Below are 17,915 nucleotides of genomic sequence, written 5' to 3' on the forward strand. Positions count from 1 at the left end.
AAGGTGTCATTCGTGGGCAGCTCATTCGGCCCATCGAGCGGGTTGGGGTCTATGTCCCAGGCGGAACGGCAGCCTATCCATCATCGGTCTTGATGAATGTGATTCCTGCTAAGATTGCGGGTGTTAAGGAAATCATCATGATTACGCCCCCGCAGAAGAAATTTGTGCCAGCTATTTTGGTCGCAGCCAGATTGGCAGGCGTTGATAAGATTTACCAAGTCGGTGGTGCTCAGGGCGTGGCTGCCCTGGCCTACGGAACGGAAACCATTCCCAAGGTGGACAAGATTACAGGGCCTGGCAATATCTATGTTGCGACAGCCAAAAAACAGGTCTTTGGACTTGTAGGCATCGATATGATTGCAGGACCTTCTGAGATTGGCATCATTGCGGATGAAACGGCCACTCCGGCCTATGTCGCGGCCGACCTTCTTTCCCAGGCCGAGCATGATGTTCTGGCTCGGGCCATTTTGGTCACCAATTCGGAGCAACTAGCAGATGCGGTGGAAGCAGAGATTGAAAAGCAGCTGCAAAGTCTGCCTCGAGAAGCGATTGCTAGGGCTTCTATTGAGGATAACGGCCGCATTATCCTGACCCAGGATGTGGACAGCATGTTTGAACTCATGAATTTGGTGGCACCGGAGCACTTGGAAATTGCCATGGAAAATGCCTATGACTACTTGGATAAGGTTGAAAATGCCGGTTCCATCTTCCTAGGTCATTATACCAGCGAGCCTATCGGGGACTACTATGCGGGGACCAACCATGTCCTGCCAACCACAGCCACCAGCCGCTTTTCTTCGGCCCTGGGGGTCCATGATTTTATCAAACGTATCCAGTATACGCAGTATAGCAAGGCTGCCATTCATGCAGCGGAAAAAGATATTACTAGCCTGGCTTATGCAGAAGGTCTGCAGGCCCATGCCAAGGCGATTGAGGTGAGAAATGACAAACGTTAAGGGACTCTTGGTCATGGATGTGGATTCCACCCTGGTTCAAGAAGAAGTGATTGATTTATTGGGAGAAGAAGCGGGTGTCGGCGAGCAGGTTGCTACCATCACCGATCGGGCCATGCGGGGCGAATTGGACTTTAAAGAGGCCTTGGAGGAGCGGGTGGCTACCCTTAAGGGCCTGCCCGAGTCCATTTTCGATAAGGTTTTTGCCCGCATTCATTTCAACAAGGGGGCCAAGGAATTGGTGGATGAACTCCATGCCCGTGGCTACAAGGTGGGCTTGGTTTCAGGTGGTTTTCATGAAACGGTAGACCGCTTAGCTAAGCAAATCGGCATTGATTATGTCAAGGCCAATCACCTGGAAGTAGTCGATGGATTTTTGACTGGAAAAACCTATGGCGACATCGTGACCAAGGATGTCAAAGTGGAAAAACTCTGTCAATGGGCGGAGGAAAATGGCTTGACCCTAGAGCAAACCATTGCCATGGGAGATGGGGCCAATGACCTGCCGATGATTCACAAGGCTGGCATCGGCATTGCCTTTTGTGCCAAACCAGTGGTCCGAGAGGAAGCTCCCTACCAAATCAATGAACCAGATTTGTATCAAGTGATTGAGATATTGGATGGACTTCAATAGAGTGGACGCTAATAGGCCATGCCAGTGACACCAGTAAAAAAGAAAAGGAAATACTATGAGAACAGCAAGCATTGAACGCAATACCTTTGAAACCAAGATTAAGCTGAGCATCAACCTGGATGCCCAGGAGCCTGTGGAAATTGATACGGGTGTCGGCTTTTTTGACCACATGCTGACCCTCTTTGCCCGACACAGCCGCCTTTCTTTGGTGGTCAAGGTGGATGGCGATCTCCATGTGGACAGCCATCACACCGTAGAAGATGTGGGCATTGTTTTGGGACAGGCCATCAAGGAAGCTCTAGGTGACAAGGCTGGTATCAACCGCTATGGAACCAGCTTTGTGCCCATGGATGAGACTCTGGGCATGGCTAGTTTGGACCTCTCAGGTCGCTCCTATCTCGTTTTTGATGCCAGCTTTGACAATCCAAAACTGGGGGCTTTCGACACCGAATTGGTGGAGGAATTTTTCCAGGCCTTAGCCTTCAATCTCCAAATGAATCTCCATCTTAAGATTCTCCATGGCAAGAACAGTCATCATAAGGCAGAAAGTCTCTTCAAGGCGACTGGCCGAGCTCTGCGCGAAGCCATTACCATCAACCCTGACATCAAGGGTGTCAACTCGACCAAAGGAATGCTCTAATATGCTGATTGTCATTGATTACGATGCTGGAAATACAGCTAATGTGTTACGGGCCTTGGAAAAAATCGGAGTGAGGGCAGAGCTGTCTGCGGACCCTGAAAAAGTCTTGTCGGCCACTGGCTTGATTTTGCCAGGCGTAGGGGCCTACCCTGCTGCCATGGCCGAGCTGGAAAAAAGAGGCTTGGTCTCTGTCATCAAGGAGGCTGTTGCCAAAGGTACGCCGCTTTTGGGGATTTGTCTAGGCATGCAGATTTTGACTGAAAAGGGCTTGGAGCATGAGGAAACTCAGGGTCTTGGCTTTATTCCTGGTGTCTGCAGGGCCATTCCTGCCAGCAAGAACAGGCCAGTTCCCCATATGGGCTGGAATAGTTTGCAGCTTGAGCAGGAAACCGCTCTGACGGCTGGTCTCTCGGGGCAGGATGTTTATTTTGTCCATTCCTATTTTACGGATGTGCCAAAAGAATACATAGATGTAACAGCTGATTATGGCCTGAAAATCCCTGCCATGATTCATAAGGATAAGGTCTTTGGTGCCCAGTTCCACCCAGAAAAATCGGGGGATGTCGGCCTAGGCATTCTGGGAAAATTTGTGGCCTTGTGTCAGTAGGTGACGGGCTCCGACTGAGTAGTGTAGAGAAGATTTTTGAAAAGGAGTAAGGAAATGAACATACTTCCTGCAATTGACATTCGGGATGGGCAGGCTGTCCGTCTCTTCAAAGGGGACTTTAACCAGCAGACGGTGGTCAATCCAGATGTTCTGGGACAGGCCCGTATTTTTGCGGATGCTGGGATTGCATTTATTCATGTGGTGGATTTGGATGGAGCATTGGATGGTAAGGCCACCAATCGGGATCTGATTGCGGCCCTCAAGGTGGCGACTGGTCTGGGCGTTGAGGTCGGAGGCGGTATTCGGACCCTGGAGCAGATTCAAGACTACCTCAATGTCGGCATTGACCGGGTCATCATCGGCTCCATGGCTGTGAAAAATCCATCTTTTGTCCAAGAAGCCATTGACCGCTTCGGGGCCGAAAAGATTGTGGTTGGCATTGATGCCAAAGATGGCTATGTGGCGACAGAAGGCTGGTTGGAAACCAGCAATGTGGACTTCATCAGCCTGGCCAAGGAAATGGAAAAAATGGGGGTTCAGCTCTTTGTCTACACCGATGTGGACCGGGATGGCACCCTGATCGGTCCAAACTTTGACCATTATGAGCAGCTGGTGTCTGAGCTGACCACGGCCAAGGTCATCGCATCTGGTGGCATTGCCCAACTATCTGACCTGACCAAGTTGGCGGAGATTGGAGTGGCTGGTACCATCGTCGGAAAGGCCTACTACAATGGCAATATCAGTTTGGATGAACTGAAAAGGTTTGGAGGCTAGGCCATGTTGAAAAAAAGGATTATTCCCTGCCTGGATGTCAAGGATGGTTGGGTGGTCAAGGGGGTCAATTTTGTCAATCTGACCGATGTTGGTGACCCTGTGGATGCAGCCCGTGCCTACTACGAGGCAGGATGTGATGAGTTGGTCTTCCTAGATATTACCGCAACACATGAGGAGCGGGATACCACGGTGGAGATGGTTCGCCATGTGGCAGACCAGGTCTTCATTCCCTTTACAGTCGGCGGCGGTATTCGCTCGGTGGAGGACATGAACAAGATGCTCAAGGCTGGGGCGGACAAGGTAGCGGTCAACTCATCTGCCGTGACCAATCCCCAGCTCATCAAAGACTGTGCGGAAAAATTTGGCAGCCAGTGCGTGGTTGTAGCCATTGATGGTCGCAGAGAAGCCGATGGCAGCTGGCATGTCTATGTGGCAGGCGGTCGAAAAGACACGGGCAAGGACTTGATCGAATGGGCTAGGGAAGCTGTCGATTTGGGGGCGGGGGAAATTCTTCTGACCTCCATGGACAAGGACGGAACCAAGTCAGGCTTTGATTTGGACATGCTCAATGCTGTCGCTAGCGTGGTGGATGTACCCATTATCGCCTCTGGCGGTGCTGGCAATAAGGAGCACATGGTCGAGGTCTTCCAAGAAACCCCAGCGACTGGTGCTCTTGCAGCCTCCATTTTCCACTTTGGGGAGGTTTCCATCGCTGATACCAAGCAGGCCATGAAAGAAGCCGGAATCGAGGTGCGTCTATGACAGCTATCCAACTAGATTTTGACAAGCAGGGAGGTCTGATTCCCGTCATCGTGACCGATCATGAAACAGGTCAGGTCCTCATGCTGGCTTATATGAATGAGGAAAGTTTTCAGCTGACCCTGGAAACAAAGACCATGCATTACTGGAGCAGGTCCCGAAAGGAACTCTGGCACAAGGGAGCCACCAGCGGCCACTATCAGTACGTCAAGTCCATCAAGACTGACTGTGATTGTGACACCCTGCTCATCTCAGTTGAACAAGTGGGAGCGGCCTGTCATACAGGGGCATACTCTTGTTTTTTTGAGGAAATTTACAGTGAAGAATAGGCAAAAAGGAGAAACTATGCTAGAAACCTTATACAAAGAAGCCTTGAACCGTAAGGAAAATCCCAAGGAAGGTTCGTATACCAACTACCTATTTGACAAAGGCTTGGATAAGATTTTGAAAAAGGTTGGTGAAGAGGCCACAGAAGTGGTCATCGGAGCCAAGAATGCGGACCAGGCAGAAATCGCCAATGAAACAGCAGACCTCCTCTACCACTTAGCCGTTATGCTGGTGGAAACAGGGGTCAGCCTGGATGAGGTGGAAGCAGTGCTTCAGGCCCGTCAAGGCAAGCAGAGCAAGGTTCAGGATCGGCCTGAAATTGCAGATTATTAAGCGCCACTAGGTGCTTTTTTCGCTTTCTTGGCTTTTTTTGGTCAAGCAGACTGAATTTTGGTATAATAGGCAAAATACACAAATCAAGTGGGAGGTTTTTGTGAAAAAGATTTGGAGACTGATATATAGCCGGGCCTTTATTGTCCTGCTCTTAATGTTGGTGACCATTGTGACCATTCTTTGGGTCGTAACTTCGGTAACAACTTACTTCCCAGCCTTTTTAGTATTTTTACAGTTGTTTTCAATCATTGTTGCTATCTCCATCGTCAACCGCCCCATGAATGCCAGTTTCAAGCTGACCTGGATTCTCTTTGTCATGGGAATACCCATCTTCGGAGCCCTTTTCTATTTTATCCTTCAGTCCAACATTGAAACCAGACGCTACCGCAAAAATTTCCATAGGCAGGCCCAGATATTGAAAGAGTATGGTCACACTTCCTATAAGGTTATGAGTGGTTTGGGCGAGAAGGACAAGGAGCAACTTAAGCTGGCCCATTACATGAGTGAGCATGTGGGCTACGCCCTTCATGTCAACAGCGATGCCAAGTATTATCCATCTGGAGAAGCCTGGTTTGAAGACCTCTTGCATGACTTACGCCAGGCTGAAAAGTATATCTTCATGGAATACTACATTGTCGATTTTGGCTATATGTGGGACTCCATCTTGGAAATTTTGAAGGAAAAGGCTGCCCAGGGTGTGGAAGTTCGTTTCATGTATGATGGCATGAATTCCCTCAATACCCTGCCTTATAGTTACTACAAGCAGTTGCAGAAAATGGGCATCAAGGCCAAGGTTTTCTCCCAGATTATCCCAGCCCTGTCCACTGTTCAAAATAATCGCGACCACCGCAAGATTACGGTCATTGATGGCCGCATCGCCTACACAGGCGGAGCCAATCTGGCTGACGAGTACATCAATCGTATCGTGCGTTTTGGCTACTGGAAAGATGCCAATATCAAGGTTACAGGTGAAGCTGTTGCTAACTTTACCCTCATGTTCCTGCAGATGTGGAACTTTGATGAAAAAGCTGAAAATAGGGATTTAACCTATCTGGAAGAACATTACCACCGTGAAAGCGAAGTGGTCGAATCAGATTCCTATTTCTTACCTTACGGTGAAAGTCCATTTGATAATGACGCGGTAGCTAAGCGTGTCTATCTTGATATGTTCCAGTCAGCTCAAGAATCGATAAATATCATGACCCCTTACCTGGTCTTGGACGACGAAATGCAGGAGTCGCTCATCTATGCAGCTAAACGTGGCGTTAAAGTTCGTATTCTCCTACCCCATATTTACGACAAGCAAATGCCCTACTTGGTAGCTCGGACAGATTTTGAAATCTACCTGAGAGCGGGCATTGAGATTTACGAATTTTTACCTGGCTTTGTGCATTCCAAGGTGGTTCTGGTCGATGATAAGAAGGCCTCAGTGGGGACAGTCAATTTAGATTTCAGAAGTTTCTATCTCAACTTCGAATGCGGACTCTATGTCTACAATCACAGACAGGTCATGGCTGATATTTCCAGAGACTTTGAACAATCCTTTGCTCAGTCCCAACGCATTACCCTGGCAGGATTTAGGAAATACTATCCTTGGTACAAACGGGCTGCTGGTGCAGTGATTGCCATGATTGCACCTCTCCTATAGATTATGAAGACAGGTTCTTTGCCTGTCTTTTTCTTGCTTTCATGATATAATGGAAGGTGACGTTTTAAAGGAGTGAAGCTGTGATTTCATCAAAATATAGCTGGGAATTGTTGCCTGGTTTTTCAGATCAAACATTTACAAAGGCTGCTAAAAAAGAAGGTTTGGATAGTTTAGCAGCGGAGATATTATACGAGAGGGGGATTCAGACGCCAGCGGCTCTGAGCGCCTTTTTAAATCCCTCTTTGGACCACCTGCATGATCCTTATTTGCTACATGATATGAAGAAGGCTGTGGAGCGGATTCGCAGGGCTATTGAGAACTATGAGCAGATTTTAATTTACGGAGACTATGATGCTGACGGCATGACCTCTGCCTCTATCTTGAAAGAAACCTTGGAGGAGCTGGGAGCAGAATGTCAGGTTTATCTGCCCAATCGTTTTACTGATGGCTATGGGCCTAATAAATCTGTGTACAAGTATTTCATTGAGCAGCAGGCAATATCCTTGATTGTCACAGTGGACAATGGGGTAGCAGGTCATGAAGCTATCTCTTATGCTCGGGAAATGGGGGTTGATGTGATTGTCACAGACCACCATTCTCTGCCTGACCAGTTGCCCAATGCCTTTGCCATCATTCACCCAGAGCACCCGTCAGGCAACTATCCTTTCAAGCATTTGGCTGGATGTGGGGTTGCCTTTAAGCTGGCTACTGCCCTCTTAGAACGGGTTCAGCCAGAATTGCTGGATCTGGTTGCTATTGGGACCATTGCGGATATGGTCTCCCTGACCGATGAAAACCGCATCATGGTTCAATATGGTCTTTCCTTGCTCAAACAGAGTGAGCGGATGGGTCTGCAGGAATTGATGAAATTAGCTGCTGTTGAAGCGAGCCAAGTCAATGAAGAAACGGTCGGATTCCAACTTGCGCCCCGCCTCAACGCCCTAGGAAGATTAGATGATCCTAACCCCGCTATCGAGCTTTTGACCGGCTTTGATGAGGAAGAAGTGGCTGCAATTGCTGTCATGATTGATGAAAAGAATGCTGAGCGTAAGGATATCGTTCAGACTATTTACAAAGAAGCAAAAAGTAGAATTCAGCCAGATAAACCTGTCCAAGTTTTGGCAGCTGAATGTTGGAATCCAGGGGTCTTGGGCATTGTAGCTGGCCGCCTTTTGGAAGAATTGCAACAACCCGTTATTGTTTTATCGATTCAGGATGGCTTGGCCAAGGGATCAGCTAGATCAGTGGAGGCAGTTGATATTTTTCAAGCGCTCAATGACCATCGCGAACTCTTTGAGGCCTTCGGTGGCCACAGCGGAGCGGCAGGGGTGACTCTGAAGGTTGAGAATTTGGAAGCCTTGTCTGAGGTTCTTACAACCTTTATCCAAGAAAACCAACTGGATTTGACCCAAAAACCCAAATTGATCCTCGATGAGGAATTAAATCTGTCTGATTTGACCTTGGAGACAGTAAAATCCTTAGAAAAATTGGCTCCTTTTGGCATGGATTTCACCAAACCAACCTTTTATCTTAGAAATTTTCAGGTAGAATCCACCCGCACCATGGGTCAGGACAATCCCCATCTCAAACTACGGATTATAAAGGATGCTGTCAGTGTGGATGTTGTGGCCTTTGGTCAAGGAAGATTGGCCCAGGAATTTAGTCAGGTAAAAAATCTGGAATTGGCTGTTCAACTTTCTGTCAACCAGTGGAATGGCAATACGACAATCCAATTGATGTTGGTGGATGCCCGTGTGCAAGGTGTGCAGCTCTTCGATATTCGAGGCAAGAACCATTCGCTACCAGAAGCAGTACCTGTCTTGACTTCAGAAGTCAAGAGTAACAGTGTAGTTCTGCTAGACATCCCTGAGAGTCCTCAAGAATTGCAGGAGCTATTTGCTCATCAAGATTTTGAGGCAATATATTTCAAAAATCATATCAAGCAGGCATACTATCTGACGGGCTATGGCAGTCGTGAGCAGTTTGCCAACTTTTATAAGGCCATCTACCAATTTCCTGAATTTGATGTTCGCTATAAGCTCAAGGATTTGGCGGATTATCTCAAAATTCCGTACATCTTGCTAGTGAAAATGGTTCAGATTTTTCAAGAATTGGGTTTTGTAACTATTACCGACGGTGTCATGACCGTCAACAAAGAAGCTCAAAAACGTGAGATTGCCGAAAGTCAGATTTACCAAGAATTGAAAAAAACAGTCCAATTTCAAGAGTTGATGGCCTTGGGCACCCCACAAGAAATCTATGATTGGCTAAAAAAATAAGTTATTAAAGGAGTGACTGATGAAAAAGAGAAGAATCTTATTCATCCTAACCTTGCTCATTTCACTAGTAGGAATCTACTTTTATTGGTTTCAGACTTCTATTGGTCTGGAGACTGATAAATTCTACGAAGTAAAAATTCTCAGTCTAGACAAGCAGATTGCAGCTGTTTGTAAGGACTACCAAGAGAAATTATCCCAGCCGGACTTGCTGAAACTGGAGAAAACCCTGCAAGAACAGACGACAGCCCTAAAAACAAGCGGCTGGTCTGATAGGAGTATTGCAGGTGGTTATCTTATCTTTTTGGAACCACAGAAAGATGCTAATAAGCTTTTTACATACTTGGAGCAACGTTTTCAATCCTGCCAAGTATTTGGGAGCCCTGTCTTCCAAGATCTTTGGAATCTGGAAACAGATTCCTTGGACCGCACAGGAGCTAGAAAACTCTTGGCATATAGCCTCAAGCTGACCCATTTTCCCCAAGAATTGTCTGGTCAGCATGAAGAAACTGCCAAGTTGATTGCTAACTTTGATCAGGATTTGGAGCCAGATGCTTATTTCTGGGCTAGCTTTGCGCGGGTCGTACAGAAGGCTTTTCCTAAGAAGCAATTATCTCAAAAAGATGATTTGGCCAAGCGTATTCATCAATTTCGCTATCTGATTTCTGCCCAACAGGCCCAATGGGTCAGAGACCATTATCGTAAAAAAGGTCAGACAGACCGGGATGCATTGGTAGCCTATCTTGCCAGCAAATACAATAAGGAAGAAGCAAAAGATGAGTTTGGCTTGGACAATTACCGCTATTTTGTTGATTATGATTTGGAAGAATCCTCGCGCCTCCACAACAAGGCGGCCAGCCTTCCAGGACAATCGGGGTCTATTGTCATGCTCTATCCAGATTTTGAGCCTGTGGTCAATATTAAGATAGTTATGGGTTTTCATACAGAATTTATCCTAGCTAGCAATGGTCGTTTTGCCAACGAATTGGATTCAGAAGGTGTTGATGAAAATGGCTTGGTCAACGGTGCTTCCTTCAACTATGCCAATAAAAACAATAAACGGCACCGAACCCTAGATGTTCAACCTGTTGGGCCACATGACCCAGCCTATCGCAAGCAGGTGATTACGACAGAGGTCTTTGCTTTTCAAGCTCCCAACAATCGACGGCTTTCCTTCCAATCCTCCCAGTTTGACGATTGGATTCATTCTTATTTCAACAGTAAAGGTATTTTTTCAATGAGAGGTAAGAGTTCCTTTGAACGAATCAGGCTAGAAATTGAAAGTTTGAAAAAAGATATTCAGGAGAGGGCAAATGCGTAAGAAGAAAATCATTTTATGTATAGTCATCCTCCCTTTGCTTGCTATTGGTGCAATCACTGCCTATGGCTACTTTTTTCCAGAAGCATTATATCAATTGGTCTATCGAAGCATTCAGGATATAGCTGGAAATCGAGCCCAGCAACTTGAAGCTGGTCAGTCTTATCGGATAGATGATCGAGTTTTTCGATTTGTGGATGACAAACACTTTTTCTATCTCAAAGATTTTGCTGATTATGAGAATCAAGAAGAGTTAGAGGACTACCGTTGGGAGATGGAAGATGAGTCGATTGTCCCCTATCTCATAGTAGTAGAGGGTGATTATAGCCGTAAGGGAGATGCCATCTACATCAAGGAAACGAGAGGAGTACTATTGACCTTTGACCGAGTTCAAGATGTCAAGGATAGACATTATTCCTCGCTGGAAGAGATTGACTATGTGGAGACAGGTTATGTGACAGAACCTCAACTCGTCAAAACAGAAAAAGGCTACCAATTCAACCAGAGCCTCTACATCCCCAATTCCTCAAATACTTTCGAGAAAATAGGGCAACTAGACAGTTTTCCTGTTTATGAAACTAATGAGAAATTGCCTGACACTATTGAGCAATTTTTGAGCGACTATCAGGCTAAAAAGGATGGATAGACAGATTTTGCCAAATACCAATTTCGTGGTATAATGAAGAGTACATCAAAAATTTAAAAGTGAGAATAAAATGAACTTAGAAAACTACATCGCGTCCATTGAAAACTACCCACAAGAAGGTATCACCTTCCGTGACATTTCCCCTTTGATGGCCGATGGCAATGCATATAGTTATGCCATTCGTGAAATTGTGCAGTACGCTACCAACAAAGAGATTGATATGATTGTTGGTCCAGAAGCGCGTGGTTTTATCGTCGGTTGTCCAGTCGCTTTTGAGCTAGGGATTGGTTTTGCACCAGTTCGTAAGCCAGGCAAATTGCCACGTGAAGTCATTTCAGCGGACTACGAAAAAGAATACGGTCTAGACACCTTGACCATGCATGCAGATGCTATCAAACCTGGCCAACGCGTCCTGATTGTCGATGATTTGTTGGCAACAGGTGGTACCGTAAAGGCCACTATCGAAATGATTGAGCGCTTGGGCGGAGTGGTAGCAGGATGTGCCTTCCTCATTGAATTGGATGGACTGGGTGGCCGTGAAGCTATTGGTGATTATGACTTGAAAGTCTTGATGAATTTCCCAGGCTAAGCACTGCATCGTGTGTTTGGGTATAGTTTCAGATTATAACTTGTCCTAGTTTCTACCTCATTGAAATGACTGGTGGCCTGCTGTATAATGAAACTATAAATTGAGATAAAGGGGAATTAGTCTATGCCGATAAAAATTGAAAAATCCTTACCAGCAGTAGATATCTTGCGAACTGAGAACATCTTCGTGATGGACGACAGCCGGGCCCAGCACCAGGACATCCGTCCCTTGAATATCCTCATTCTCAATCTCATGCCCCAGAAAATTGTGACTGAAACCCAGCTTTTGCGGCTCTTGGCCAATACCCCCTTGCAGCTGGAAGTTGAATTTTTATATATGGCTAGTCATCGTTCCAAGACCACCCATGAGGGACATATGGAACAGTTCTATAAAACCTTTGACCAAGTCAAGGACAAGTTTTTCGATGGTTTGATTATTACAGGTGCCCCTGTTGAGAACCTTCCCTTTGAAGAAGTGGATTATTGGCAGGAATTGGCAACTGTTTTGGACTGGTCTAAGGAACATGTCTATTCCACCCTTCATATTTGCTGGGGAGCCCAAGCAGGTCTCTATGCCCGCTACGGCATCAGCAAGCACAGTATGCCAGCCAAATTATCTGGCGTATACCAACAGGAAGTGGTAAAAACGGACAGCCCCCTTATGCGCGGTTTCGATGATGTCTTTTCTGCCCCCCATTCTCGTTACACCGAAGTACTGGAGGAAGAACTGGCCACCGTTCCCCAACTAGAAATTTTGGCTAGTGGCCAAAAGGTGGGACTCTCCATCTTGGCCAGCAAGGACTTGAGAGAAGTATACAGCTTTGGCCATTTGGAGTATGACCGTGATACCCTGGCAAAAGAATATCACCGGGATGTGGAAGCTGGACTCAAGCCCCATCTCCCAGAACATTACTTCAAAAATGATGATCCGAGCTTACAGCCTCCCCTGACCTGGAACCTTCCTGCTGCCCAATTTTTTAACAACTGGGTCAATTATGCAGTCTATCAAGGAACCCCCTATGATTGGAACATGGTGGAGCTGTCATCCCTATCTGCGAGTTTATAAGAGGAACTATGAAACTTTCACAACAATATCAGTCTGGCAACTTGGTTCTACCAAGTGCTTTGCTGTTTCATTTCAAGGACTTATTTCCATCGGCAGATGATTTTTTGGTCTGGCAATTTTTCTTTTTCCAAAATACCAGCAAGCTGGACGAAATAGCCTCCAGTCAGATTTCTCAAGCCATTGGCAAAAGCACGGCTGAAGTCAATCGTTCCATTGAAAGTCTGCAGGAAGCAGGCTTGCTCCAGTTCAAAACCATTGAGTTAGCAGGTGAAATCGAAATGATTTGTGATGCCTGGCCAGCCCTGGAAAAACTAGATCAACTCTTACAGCCAACGCCTGCAGAAAAGCCTTTTTCAGAACCCAATGATTTCAAGGTCCTGATAGGCGAATTTGAGCGAGAGTTGGGCAGACTCCTGTCCCCCTTTGAAATTGAAGACCTGCAAAAAACCATACAGGAGGACAAGACCTCCATTGAGCTGGTTCGGATGGCCCTGCGTGAAGCTGTCTTTAGTAACAAGACCAACTGGCGCTATATCCAGGCCATTTTGCGGAACTGGCGCCGTGAGGGAATTACAAGTCCTAACCAGGTCGAAGCCAAAAATGCAGAGCGGGAATCCCAGCAACAGAAATCAGTTCAGCTATCCCAAGATTTTATGGATGCAATGAATCTCTGGAAAGATTAAGATGGAAACAAGATTATCAAAACGCTTAGGAGCTGTGGCGAGCTATGTTCAAAAGGGCAGCCGCCTGGCAGATGTGGGGAGTGACCATGCGTATCTCCCTCTTTTTTTAGTAGAAAATGGCATCATTGATTATGCTGTGGCTGGGGAGGTCGTTCAGGGCCCCTATCAATCAGCATTGACCAACGTGGTACAAGCAGGCAAGGAGGAACTGATTCAGGTTCGTCTAGCCAATGGTCTGGCTGCCATCGAAAGTTCGGACCGGATTGATACCATCACCATTGCGGGGATGGGCGGCCGTTTAATTGCGGATATCCTAGAATCAGACCGTGATAAGCTGGAGAAGGTCAAGCGCCTCATTTTACAGCCCAATAATCGGGAGGATGAACTCCGCATCTGGTTAGAAGCGCATGGTTTTCAGATTGTGGCAGAAGAAATGGTCACAGAAAATCAAAAATTCTATGAGATTTTGGTGGTTGAAGCTGGGACAATGGAGCTGACTCCGTTAGAGCAGCGATTTGGCCCCTATCTCTTGCAGGAAAAATCTACGGATTTTCTAGCCAAATGGCAGACCGAATTGGGTAAATTGACCCAATCCTTGGAAAAAATTCCTGCCCAGCATCAGGAGGATATTCGACTTCTCCAAGATAAAATTTCAGCTATCAAGGAGGTTTTAGATGTTAGCTAATCAACTCATCGAACGCTATCAGGCCTTTTGTCCGCCAGAATTAGCTATGGAAGGGGATGTGTCTGGTCTCCAAATCGGCACCCTCAACAAGGAAATTAAGCGGGTCCTGGTGGCCTTGGATATTCGTGAAACAACGGTAGCAGAAGCCATTGACAAGCAGGTGGATTTGATTATTGTCAAACATGCCCCAATTTTTCGGCCCCTAAAAAACTTGGTTGCTGATGATTTGCAGACCCAGATTTACCTCAATCTGGTCAAACATGACATCGCAGTCTATGTTAGCCATACCGATATTGATATTGTAGAAGGTGGGCTCAATGATTGGTTTTGTCAGCTCTTAGATATTGAAAAGACTGAGATTCTCCATGAAACTGCCCCGGGCCGAGGCTTAGGCCGAGTTGGAGAAGTGGCTGAGCAAACGCTGGAGGAATTGGCCTTGAAGGTCAAGACGGTTTTTGATCTCGATGCAGTCCGCCTGGTGACCTATGCCCACCAGGCCCAGCAGTATGTTCGTCGCGTGGCTATCTGTGGCGGTTCTGGTGATGATTTTTACAAGGATGCGCTTGCAAAAGGAGCGGATGTCTATATTACAGGTGATATTTACTACCATACAGGGCAAGAAATGTTGACCCATGGACTGTTGGGCATTGACCCTGGCCATCATATTGAAGTGCTTTTTGTCAAAAAAATAGCAGAAAAATTGCAGGAATGGAAAGACGAAAACAAGTGGGATGTGGAAATTCTGGCCTCAACCGTGTCCACCAATCCCTTTAGGCACCTGTAATACTGGATTTTCAAAAAAATGAGAAAGTGAGGAAGAAGTATGTCTTGGTTTGCGGAGCAATCCGTAGTCTTGCAGGCTTTTCTAGCGGGGCTCTTTACCTGGACCTGTACCATCATTGGTTCAGGCATTGTCTTCTTTTTTAAACATGTCAGTCGAAAATTACTAGATACCATGCAAGGTTTTGCGGCTGGAGTCATGATTGCAGCTTCCTTCTGGTCGCTTTTGGCGCCATCCATCTCCTATGCAGAACCAATCTACGGTTCCTGGTCTTGGGTGCCAGCGGCGGTTGGATTTTTGCTGGGTGGCTATTTTTTGCGCTTTATCGATGCCATTATTCCGCATCTGCATCTTGGTCATGATATCGCCAAGGCAGAAGGCGGTAGCAAGGAAGAACGCAAGAAACTTTCCAAAACAGCCCTGCTTTTTTTGGCCATTACCATCCACAATATTCCAGAAGGTTTGGCCGTAGGGGTTACATTCGGTGCTTTAGCCAATAATTTCAGTCAGGCTGCCTATGTTGGTGCCCTGGGTCTGGCCTTGGGGATCGGCTTGCAAAACATCCCTGAAGGGTCTGCCCTCTCCATTCCGATTCGGACGGATGGCAAAACCCGCCAACAGGCCTTTTTCTGGGGAGCTATGTCTGCGATTGTAGAGCCAATAGCAGCTGTTATTGGAGCGGTGGCGGTTATCTATATGACCCCGATTCTACCCTATGCCCTCTCTTTTGCAGCGGGTGCCATGATGTTCGTTGTAGTCGAAGAGCTGATTCCAGAATCGCAGACAAATGGCAATACAGACCGTGCAACTCTAGGCCTCATGATGGGCTTTGTCATTATGATGATCCTAGATGTGGCCCTGGGTTAAGACAGTACTACAAGCTAAACCCTGACTGTTGGTTTTTCCAAGATTTCTCCTGATCAAGTTCCAGCCACCTCATGGACAAGTGGCTTACATGAAGCTTTTACTAGAGAGGATTCCTTAGGACTGCCAAGACTTCCAGGCCAGGAATCGATTTTGCATTTGCACCAAGGTATTTGTGATGCAATAAAACCCTAAAAAAAGAGGAACTGATCCTCTTTTTTTGTATAGAAGCATCTAGATTGCAAGATGACAGTCATTTCAAAGTATGGTATAATGGAGTGATTATAATAATGGAAGGTATCATTTATGAAAGGTATTATTTTAGCAGGTGGTTCAGGTACTCGTCTGTACCCACTGACACGCGCTGCTTCAAAACAACTCATGCCCATCTATGACAAGCCGATGATTTACTATCCGCTGTCCATTTTGATGCTAGCTGGTATCAAAGAGATTTTGATTATTTCTACTCCTCAAGATCTACCCCGTTTTAAGGACATGTTGGGAGATGGGGATGAACTTGGCATTTCCCTTTCTTATGCTGAACAACCAAGTCCAGACGGCCTGGCACAAGCCTTCATTATCGGTGAAGACTTTATCGGTGATGACAATGTGGCCCTTGTTCTTGGAGACAATATTTTTCATGGAAATGGCCTGACCAAGATGTTGCAACGGGCCTCAGCCAAAGAAAAAGGGGCGACTGTTTTCGGATATCAAGTCAAGGACCCAGAACGCTTTGGTGTGGTTGAGTTTGATGAGAATATGAATGCTATCTCCATCGAAGAAAAACCAGAAGTACCTAAGTCAGACTTTGCTGTTACAGGTCTTTATTTCTATGACAATGACGTAGTAGAGATTGCCAAAAATATCAAGCCTTCTCCTCGTGGAGAATTGGAAATTACAGATGTCAATAAGGCTTACTTAGAGCGTGGGGATTTGTCTGTAGAACTCATGGGTCGTGGTTTTGCTTGGCTGGATACAGGAACGCACGAGAGTTTGCTGGAAGCGGCTCAGTACATCGAGACCGTTCAACGCTTACAGAACGTTCAAGTCGCAAACCTAGAAGAAATTGCCTACCGCATGGGCTATATCAGTAAGGAACAGGTGTATGAGCTGGCACAACCTTTAAAGAAAAATGAATACGGACAATACCTGCTCCGTTTGATTGGAGAAGCCTAATGACGGAACAATTTTTTGATAAAGAATTAGCTGCTCGTGAGATTGAAGCCATTCCTGGAATGCTAGAATTTGACATTCCAGTTCGTGGCGATAACCGTGGCTGGTTTAAGGAAAATTTCCAAAAGGAGAAAATGCTTCCGCTTGGCTTCCCAGAGAGCTTCTTTGCAGAAGGAAAATTACAAAATAACGTATCTTTCTCTCGTAAACATGTTCTTCGCGGCCTTCATGCAGAACCTTGGGATAAGTACATCTCAGTAGCCGATGGAGGTAAGGTCTTGGGGACCTGGGTTGACCTGCGTGAGGGTGAAAGTTTTGGTAATACCTACCAAACTGTTATTGATGCTAGCAAGGGAATCTTTGTTCCGCGTGGCGTAGCCAACGGTTTCCAAGTCCTGTCAGACTTCGTGTCATACAGCTACTTGGTCAACGACTACTGGGCTTTGGAGCTCAAGCCAAAATATGCCTTTGTCAACTACGCTGACCCAAGTCTCGACATCAAATGGGAAAACCTAGAAGAGGCAGAAGTCTCAGAAGCGGATAAAAACCACCCACTCTTGAAGGATGTCAAACCTTTGAGGAAAGAGGACCTCTAATGTTTCAAGCTTTTTTGGAAATCGCAGAGCAGTTAAACAAGCTAGAAATCACTCCTTTGTTAATGGGCTCTGTCGGCCTGGAAAGGCGAACAGGAAGAGATTGGCAGGCAAGGGACCTTGATATTCATGTGCCCAGTGATCCCAGAGGATGGGAAGCACCTGATGAAGAGCGGATTTACCGTGCGGATGAGTTGATTGCTATGATGAATCAACTGGGTTATGTCCTGGTCGACCGCCATGAGCATGAATTCCAAAAGGATGGCCTGTCTGTTGAATTTGGCGGCCTTCATTCACTCCCTGACTTTGCGGGTGTGGAGCTAGAGGATTTGGAAGAATTGGAGACTCAGGGTGTTCACTATTATTTGCCGACACTCGAGCAGTACTTGAAAATCTATCAAGCCTCCTCCAAAGATTCTTATCGAGCAGACAATAATAACCAAAAAGATTTTGCTAAGATTGATTACTTGAAAGAAATGTTGAAGTAGTCTGGCAATCAAAGAGGGCGAGCAGAGCGAGCCTCTTCTGTGTGTCATCGCCGTAGTGAGAAGCTCCTTGGCTTTGTTA

Annotated in this window: 21 protein-coding genes; all 21 read left to right on the forward strand. The window is 46.3% G+C overall.

Annotation, left to right across the window (positions count from 1 at the left end; all coding sequences use genetic code 11):
- A partial coding sequence (hisD, locus tag ACEYCN_RS02355; protein WP_373712699.1) for a histidinol dehydrogenase occupies nt 1-956 on the forward strand: 956 nt, incomplete at its 5' end.
- A complete protein-coding gene (gene serB / locus ACEYCN_RS02360) occupies nt 943-1,587 on the forward strand; it encodes a phosphoserine phosphatase SerB (protein WP_373712700.1) in 645 nt (214 codons plus the stop codon). The genes hisD and serB, both read left to right, overlap by 14 nt.
- 55 nt (nt 1,588-1,642) lie before the next feature.
- The gene (gene hisB / locus ACEYCN_RS02365; RefSeq protein WP_018030091.1) at nt 1,643-2,227 is read left to right on the forward strand and encodes an imidazoleglycerol-phosphate dehydratase HisB; all 585 of its coding nucleotides are present in this window, start codon (nt 1,643-1,645) and stop codon (nt 2,225-2,227) included.
- Nucleotide 2,228: 1 nt separating this feature from the next.
- Nucleotides 2,229-2,834, forward strand: a complete 606-nt coding sequence (gene hisH / locus ACEYCN_RS02370; protein WP_373712701.1) for an imidazole glycerol phosphate synthase subunit HisH — start codon at nt 2,229-2,231, stop codon at nt 2,832-2,834.
- Nucleotides 2,835-2,888: 54 nt separating this feature from the next.
- Nucleotides 2,889-3,608 carry a 1-(5-phosphoribosyl)-5-[(5-phosphoribosylamino)methylideneamino]imidazole-4-carboxamide isomerase gene (gene hisA, locus ACEYCN_RS02375; protein WP_373712702.1) on the forward strand — a complete coding sequence of 240 codons (720 nt, stop codon included), beginning with the start codon at nt 2,889-2,891 and terminating at the stop codon, nt 3,606-3,608.
- A gap of 3 nt (nt 3,609-3,611) precedes the next feature.
- The gene (hisF, locus tag ACEYCN_RS02380; RefSeq protein ID WP_373712703.1) at nt 3,612-4,370 is read left to right on the forward strand and encodes an imidazole glycerol phosphate synthase subunit HisF; all 759 of its coding nucleotides are present in this window, start codon (nt 3,612-3,614) and stop codon (nt 4,368-4,370) included.
- Complete coding sequence (hisI, locus tag ACEYCN_RS02385; protein ID WP_373712704.1) at nt 4,367-4,696, forward strand: phosphoribosyl-AMP cyclohydrolase; 330 nt, start codon at nt 4,367-4,369, stop codon at nt 4,694-4,696. Before hisF ends, hisI begins: the two co-directional genes overlap by 4 nt.
- A gap of 16 nt (nt 4,697-4,712) precedes the next feature.
- Nucleotides 4,713-5,027 carry a phosphoribosyl-ATP diphosphatase gene (gene hisE, locus ACEYCN_RS02390; RefSeq protein ID WP_373712705.1) on the forward strand — a complete coding sequence of 105 codons (315 nt, stop codon included), beginning with the start codon at nt 4,713-4,715 and terminating at the stop codon, nt 5,025-5,027.
- Nucleotides 5,028-5,127: 100 nt separating this feature from the next.
- Nucleotides 5,128-6,675: a cardiolipin synthase gene (gene cls, locus ACEYCN_RS02395; protein WP_373712706.1), complete on the forward strand. Its 1,548-nt coding sequence runs from the start codon at nt 5,128-5,130 to the stop codon at nt 6,673-6,675.
- An 80-nt stretch (nt 6,676-6,755) separates the two neighbouring features.
- Complete coding sequence (gene recJ, locus ACEYCN_RS02400; RefSeq protein WP_373712707.1) at nt 6,756-8,954, forward strand: single-stranded-DNA-specific exonuclease RecJ; 2,199 nt, start codon at nt 6,756-6,758, stop codon at nt 8,952-8,954.
- Nucleotides 8,955-8,973: 19 nt separating this feature from the next.
- Nucleotides 8,974-10,272: a DUF3114 domain-containing protein gene (locus ACEYCN_RS02405; RefSeq protein ID WP_373712708.1), complete on the forward strand. Its 1,299-nt coding sequence runs from the start codon at nt 8,974-8,976 to the stop codon at nt 10,270-10,272.
- On the forward strand, nt 10,265-10,915 hold the full coding sequence (locus tag ACEYCN_RS02410) for a hypothetical protein (protein WP_373712709.1): 651 nt from the start codon (nt 10,265-10,267) through the stop codon (nt 10,913-10,915). The genes ACEYCN_RS02405 and ACEYCN_RS02410 overlap by 8 nt, the downstream gene beginning before the upstream one ends.
- 70 nt (nt 10,916-10,985) lie before the next feature.
- Entirely contained in the window at nt 10,986-11,504 is a 519-nt protein-coding gene (locus ACEYCN_RS02415) for an adenine phosphoribosyltransferase (protein ID WP_373712710.1), read from the forward strand.
- 123 nt (nt 11,505-11,627) lie between these two features.
- A complete protein-coding gene (gene metA, locus ACEYCN_RS02420) occupies nt 11,628-12,569 on the forward strand; it encodes a homoserine O-succinyltransferase (RefSeq protein ID WP_373712711.1) in 942 nt (313 codons plus the stop codon).
- Between the two features lie 8 nt (nt 12,570-12,577).
- Nucleotides 12,578-13,252 (forward strand): DnaD domain-containing protein, encoded by a 675-nt coding sequence (locus tag ACEYCN_RS02425; protein ID WP_373712712.1) that lies wholly within the window; start codon nt 12,578-12,580, stop codon nt 13,250-13,252.
- A gap of 1 nt (nt 13,253) precedes the next feature.
- Nucleotides 13,254-13,937 (forward strand): tRNA (adenine(22)-N(1))-methyltransferase TrmK, encoded by a 684-nt coding sequence (locus ACEYCN_RS02430; RefSeq protein WP_373712713.1) that lies wholly within the window; start codon nt 13,254-13,256, stop codon nt 13,935-13,937.
- The gene (locus tag ACEYCN_RS02435; protein WP_373712714.1) at nt 13,927-14,721 is read left to right on the forward strand and encodes a Nif3-like dinuclear metal center hexameric protein; all 795 of its coding nucleotides are present in this window, start codon (nt 13,927-13,929) and stop codon (nt 14,719-14,721) included. Before ACEYCN_RS02430 ends, ACEYCN_RS02435 begins: the two co-directional genes overlap by 11 nt.
- A gap of 39 nt (nt 14,722-14,760) precedes the next feature.
- Complete coding sequence (locus tag ACEYCN_RS02440; RefSeq protein WP_373712715.1) at nt 14,761-15,585, forward strand: ZIP family metal transporter; 825 nt, start codon at nt 14,761-14,763, stop codon at nt 15,583-15,585.
- Between the two features lie 303 nt (nt 15,586-15,888).
- Nucleotides 15,889-16,758, forward strand: coding sequence for a glucose-1-phosphate thymidylyltransferase RfbA (gene rfbA, locus ACEYCN_RS02445; protein ID WP_373712716.1), 870 nt, complete (start codon nt 15,889-15,891; stop codon nt 16,756-16,758).
- The gene (locus ACEYCN_RS02450; protein ID WP_373712717.1) at nt 16,758-17,351 is read left to right on the forward strand and encodes a dTDP-4-dehydrorhamnose 3,5-epimerase family protein; all 594 of its coding nucleotides are present in this window, start codon (nt 16,758-16,760) and stop codon (nt 17,349-17,351) included. The genes rfbA and ACEYCN_RS02450 overlap by 1 nt, the downstream gene beginning before the upstream one ends.
- Nucleotides 17,351-17,836, forward strand: a complete 486-nt coding sequence (locus ACEYCN_RS02455; RefSeq protein ID WP_373712718.1) for a phosphoribosylanthranilate isomerase — start codon at nt 17,351-17,353, stop codon at nt 17,834-17,836. Before ACEYCN_RS02450 ends, ACEYCN_RS02455 begins: the two co-directional genes overlap by 1 nt.
- Nucleotides 17,837-17,915: the final 79 nt, after the last annotated feature.

This window comes from Streptococcus sp. (assembly GCF_041802885.1).
Taxonomy (GTDB): domain Bacteria; phylum Bacillota; class Bacilli; order Lactobacillales; family Streptococcaceae; genus Streptococcus.

Bases quoted from the DNA above. Each gene is read 5' to 3' on its own strand.
- ACEYCN_RS02455 (WP_373712718.1), top strand. From the start codon at position 17,351: ATGTTTCAAGCTTTTTTGGAAATCGCAGAGCAGTTAAACAAGCTAGAA.
- metA (WP_373712711.1), top strand. From the start codon at position 11,628: ATGCCGATAAAAATTGAAAAATCCTTACCAGCAGTAGATATCTTGCGA.
- rfbA (WP_373712716.1), top strand. From the start codon at position 15,889: ATGAAAGGTATTATTTTAGCAGGTGGTTCAGGTACTCGTCTGTACCCA.
- ACEYCN_RS02415 (WP_373712710.1), top strand. From the start codon at position 10,986: ATGAACTTAGAAAACTACATCGCGTCCATTGAAAACTACCCACAAGAA.
- hisE (WP_373712705.1), top strand. From the start codon at position 4,713: ATGCTAGAAACCTTATACAAAGAAGCCTTGAACCGTAAGGAAAATCCC.
- ACEYCN_RS02435 (WP_373712714.1), top strand. From the start codon at position 13,927: ATGTTAGCTAATCAACTCATCGAACGCTATCAGGCCTTTTGTCCGCCA.
- ACEYCN_RS02450 (WP_373712717.1), top strand. From the start codon at position 16,758: ATGACGGAACAATTTTTTGATAAAGAATTAGCTGCTCGTGAGATTGAA.
- hisF (WP_373712703.1), top strand. From the start codon at position 3,612: ATGTTGAAAAAAAGGATTATTCCCTGCCTGGATGTCAAGGATGGTTGG.
- ACEYCN_RS02430 (WP_373712713.1), top strand. From the start codon at position 13,254: ATGGAAACAAGATTATCAAAACGCTTAGGAGCTGTGGCGAGCTATGTT.
- ACEYCN_RS02405 (WP_373712708.1), top strand. From the start codon at position 8,974: ATGAAAAAGAGAAGAATCTTATTCATCCTAACCTTGCTCATTTCACTA.
- hisB (WP_018030091.1), top strand. From the start codon at position 1,643: ATGAGAACAGCAAGCATTGAACGCAATACCTTTGAAACCAAGATTAAG.
- serB (WP_373712700.1), top strand. From the start codon at position 943: ATGACAAACGTTAAGGGACTCTTGGTCATGGATGTGGATTCCACCCTG.
- ACEYCN_RS02410 (WP_373712709.1), top strand. From the start codon at position 10,265: ATGCGTAAGAAGAAAATCATTTTATGTATAGTCATCCTCCCTTTGCTT.
- hisH (WP_373712701.1), top strand. From the start codon at position 2,229: ATGCTGATTGTCATTGATTACGATGCTGGAAATACAGCTAATGTGTTA.
- hisA (WP_373712702.1), top strand. From the start codon at position 2,889: ATGAACATACTTCCTGCAATTGACATTCGGGATGGGCAGGCTGTCCGT.
- ACEYCN_RS02425 (WP_373712712.1), top strand. From the start codon at position 12,578: ATGAAACTTTCACAACAATATCAGTCTGGCAACTTGGTTCTACCAAGT.
- hisI (WP_373712704.1), top strand. From the start codon at position 4,367: ATGACAGCTATCCAACTAGATTTTGACAAGCAGGGAGGTCTGATTCCC.
- ACEYCN_RS02440 (WP_373712715.1), top strand. From the start codon at position 14,761: ATGTCTTGGTTTGCGGAGCAATCCGTAGTCTTGCAGGCTTTTCTAGCG.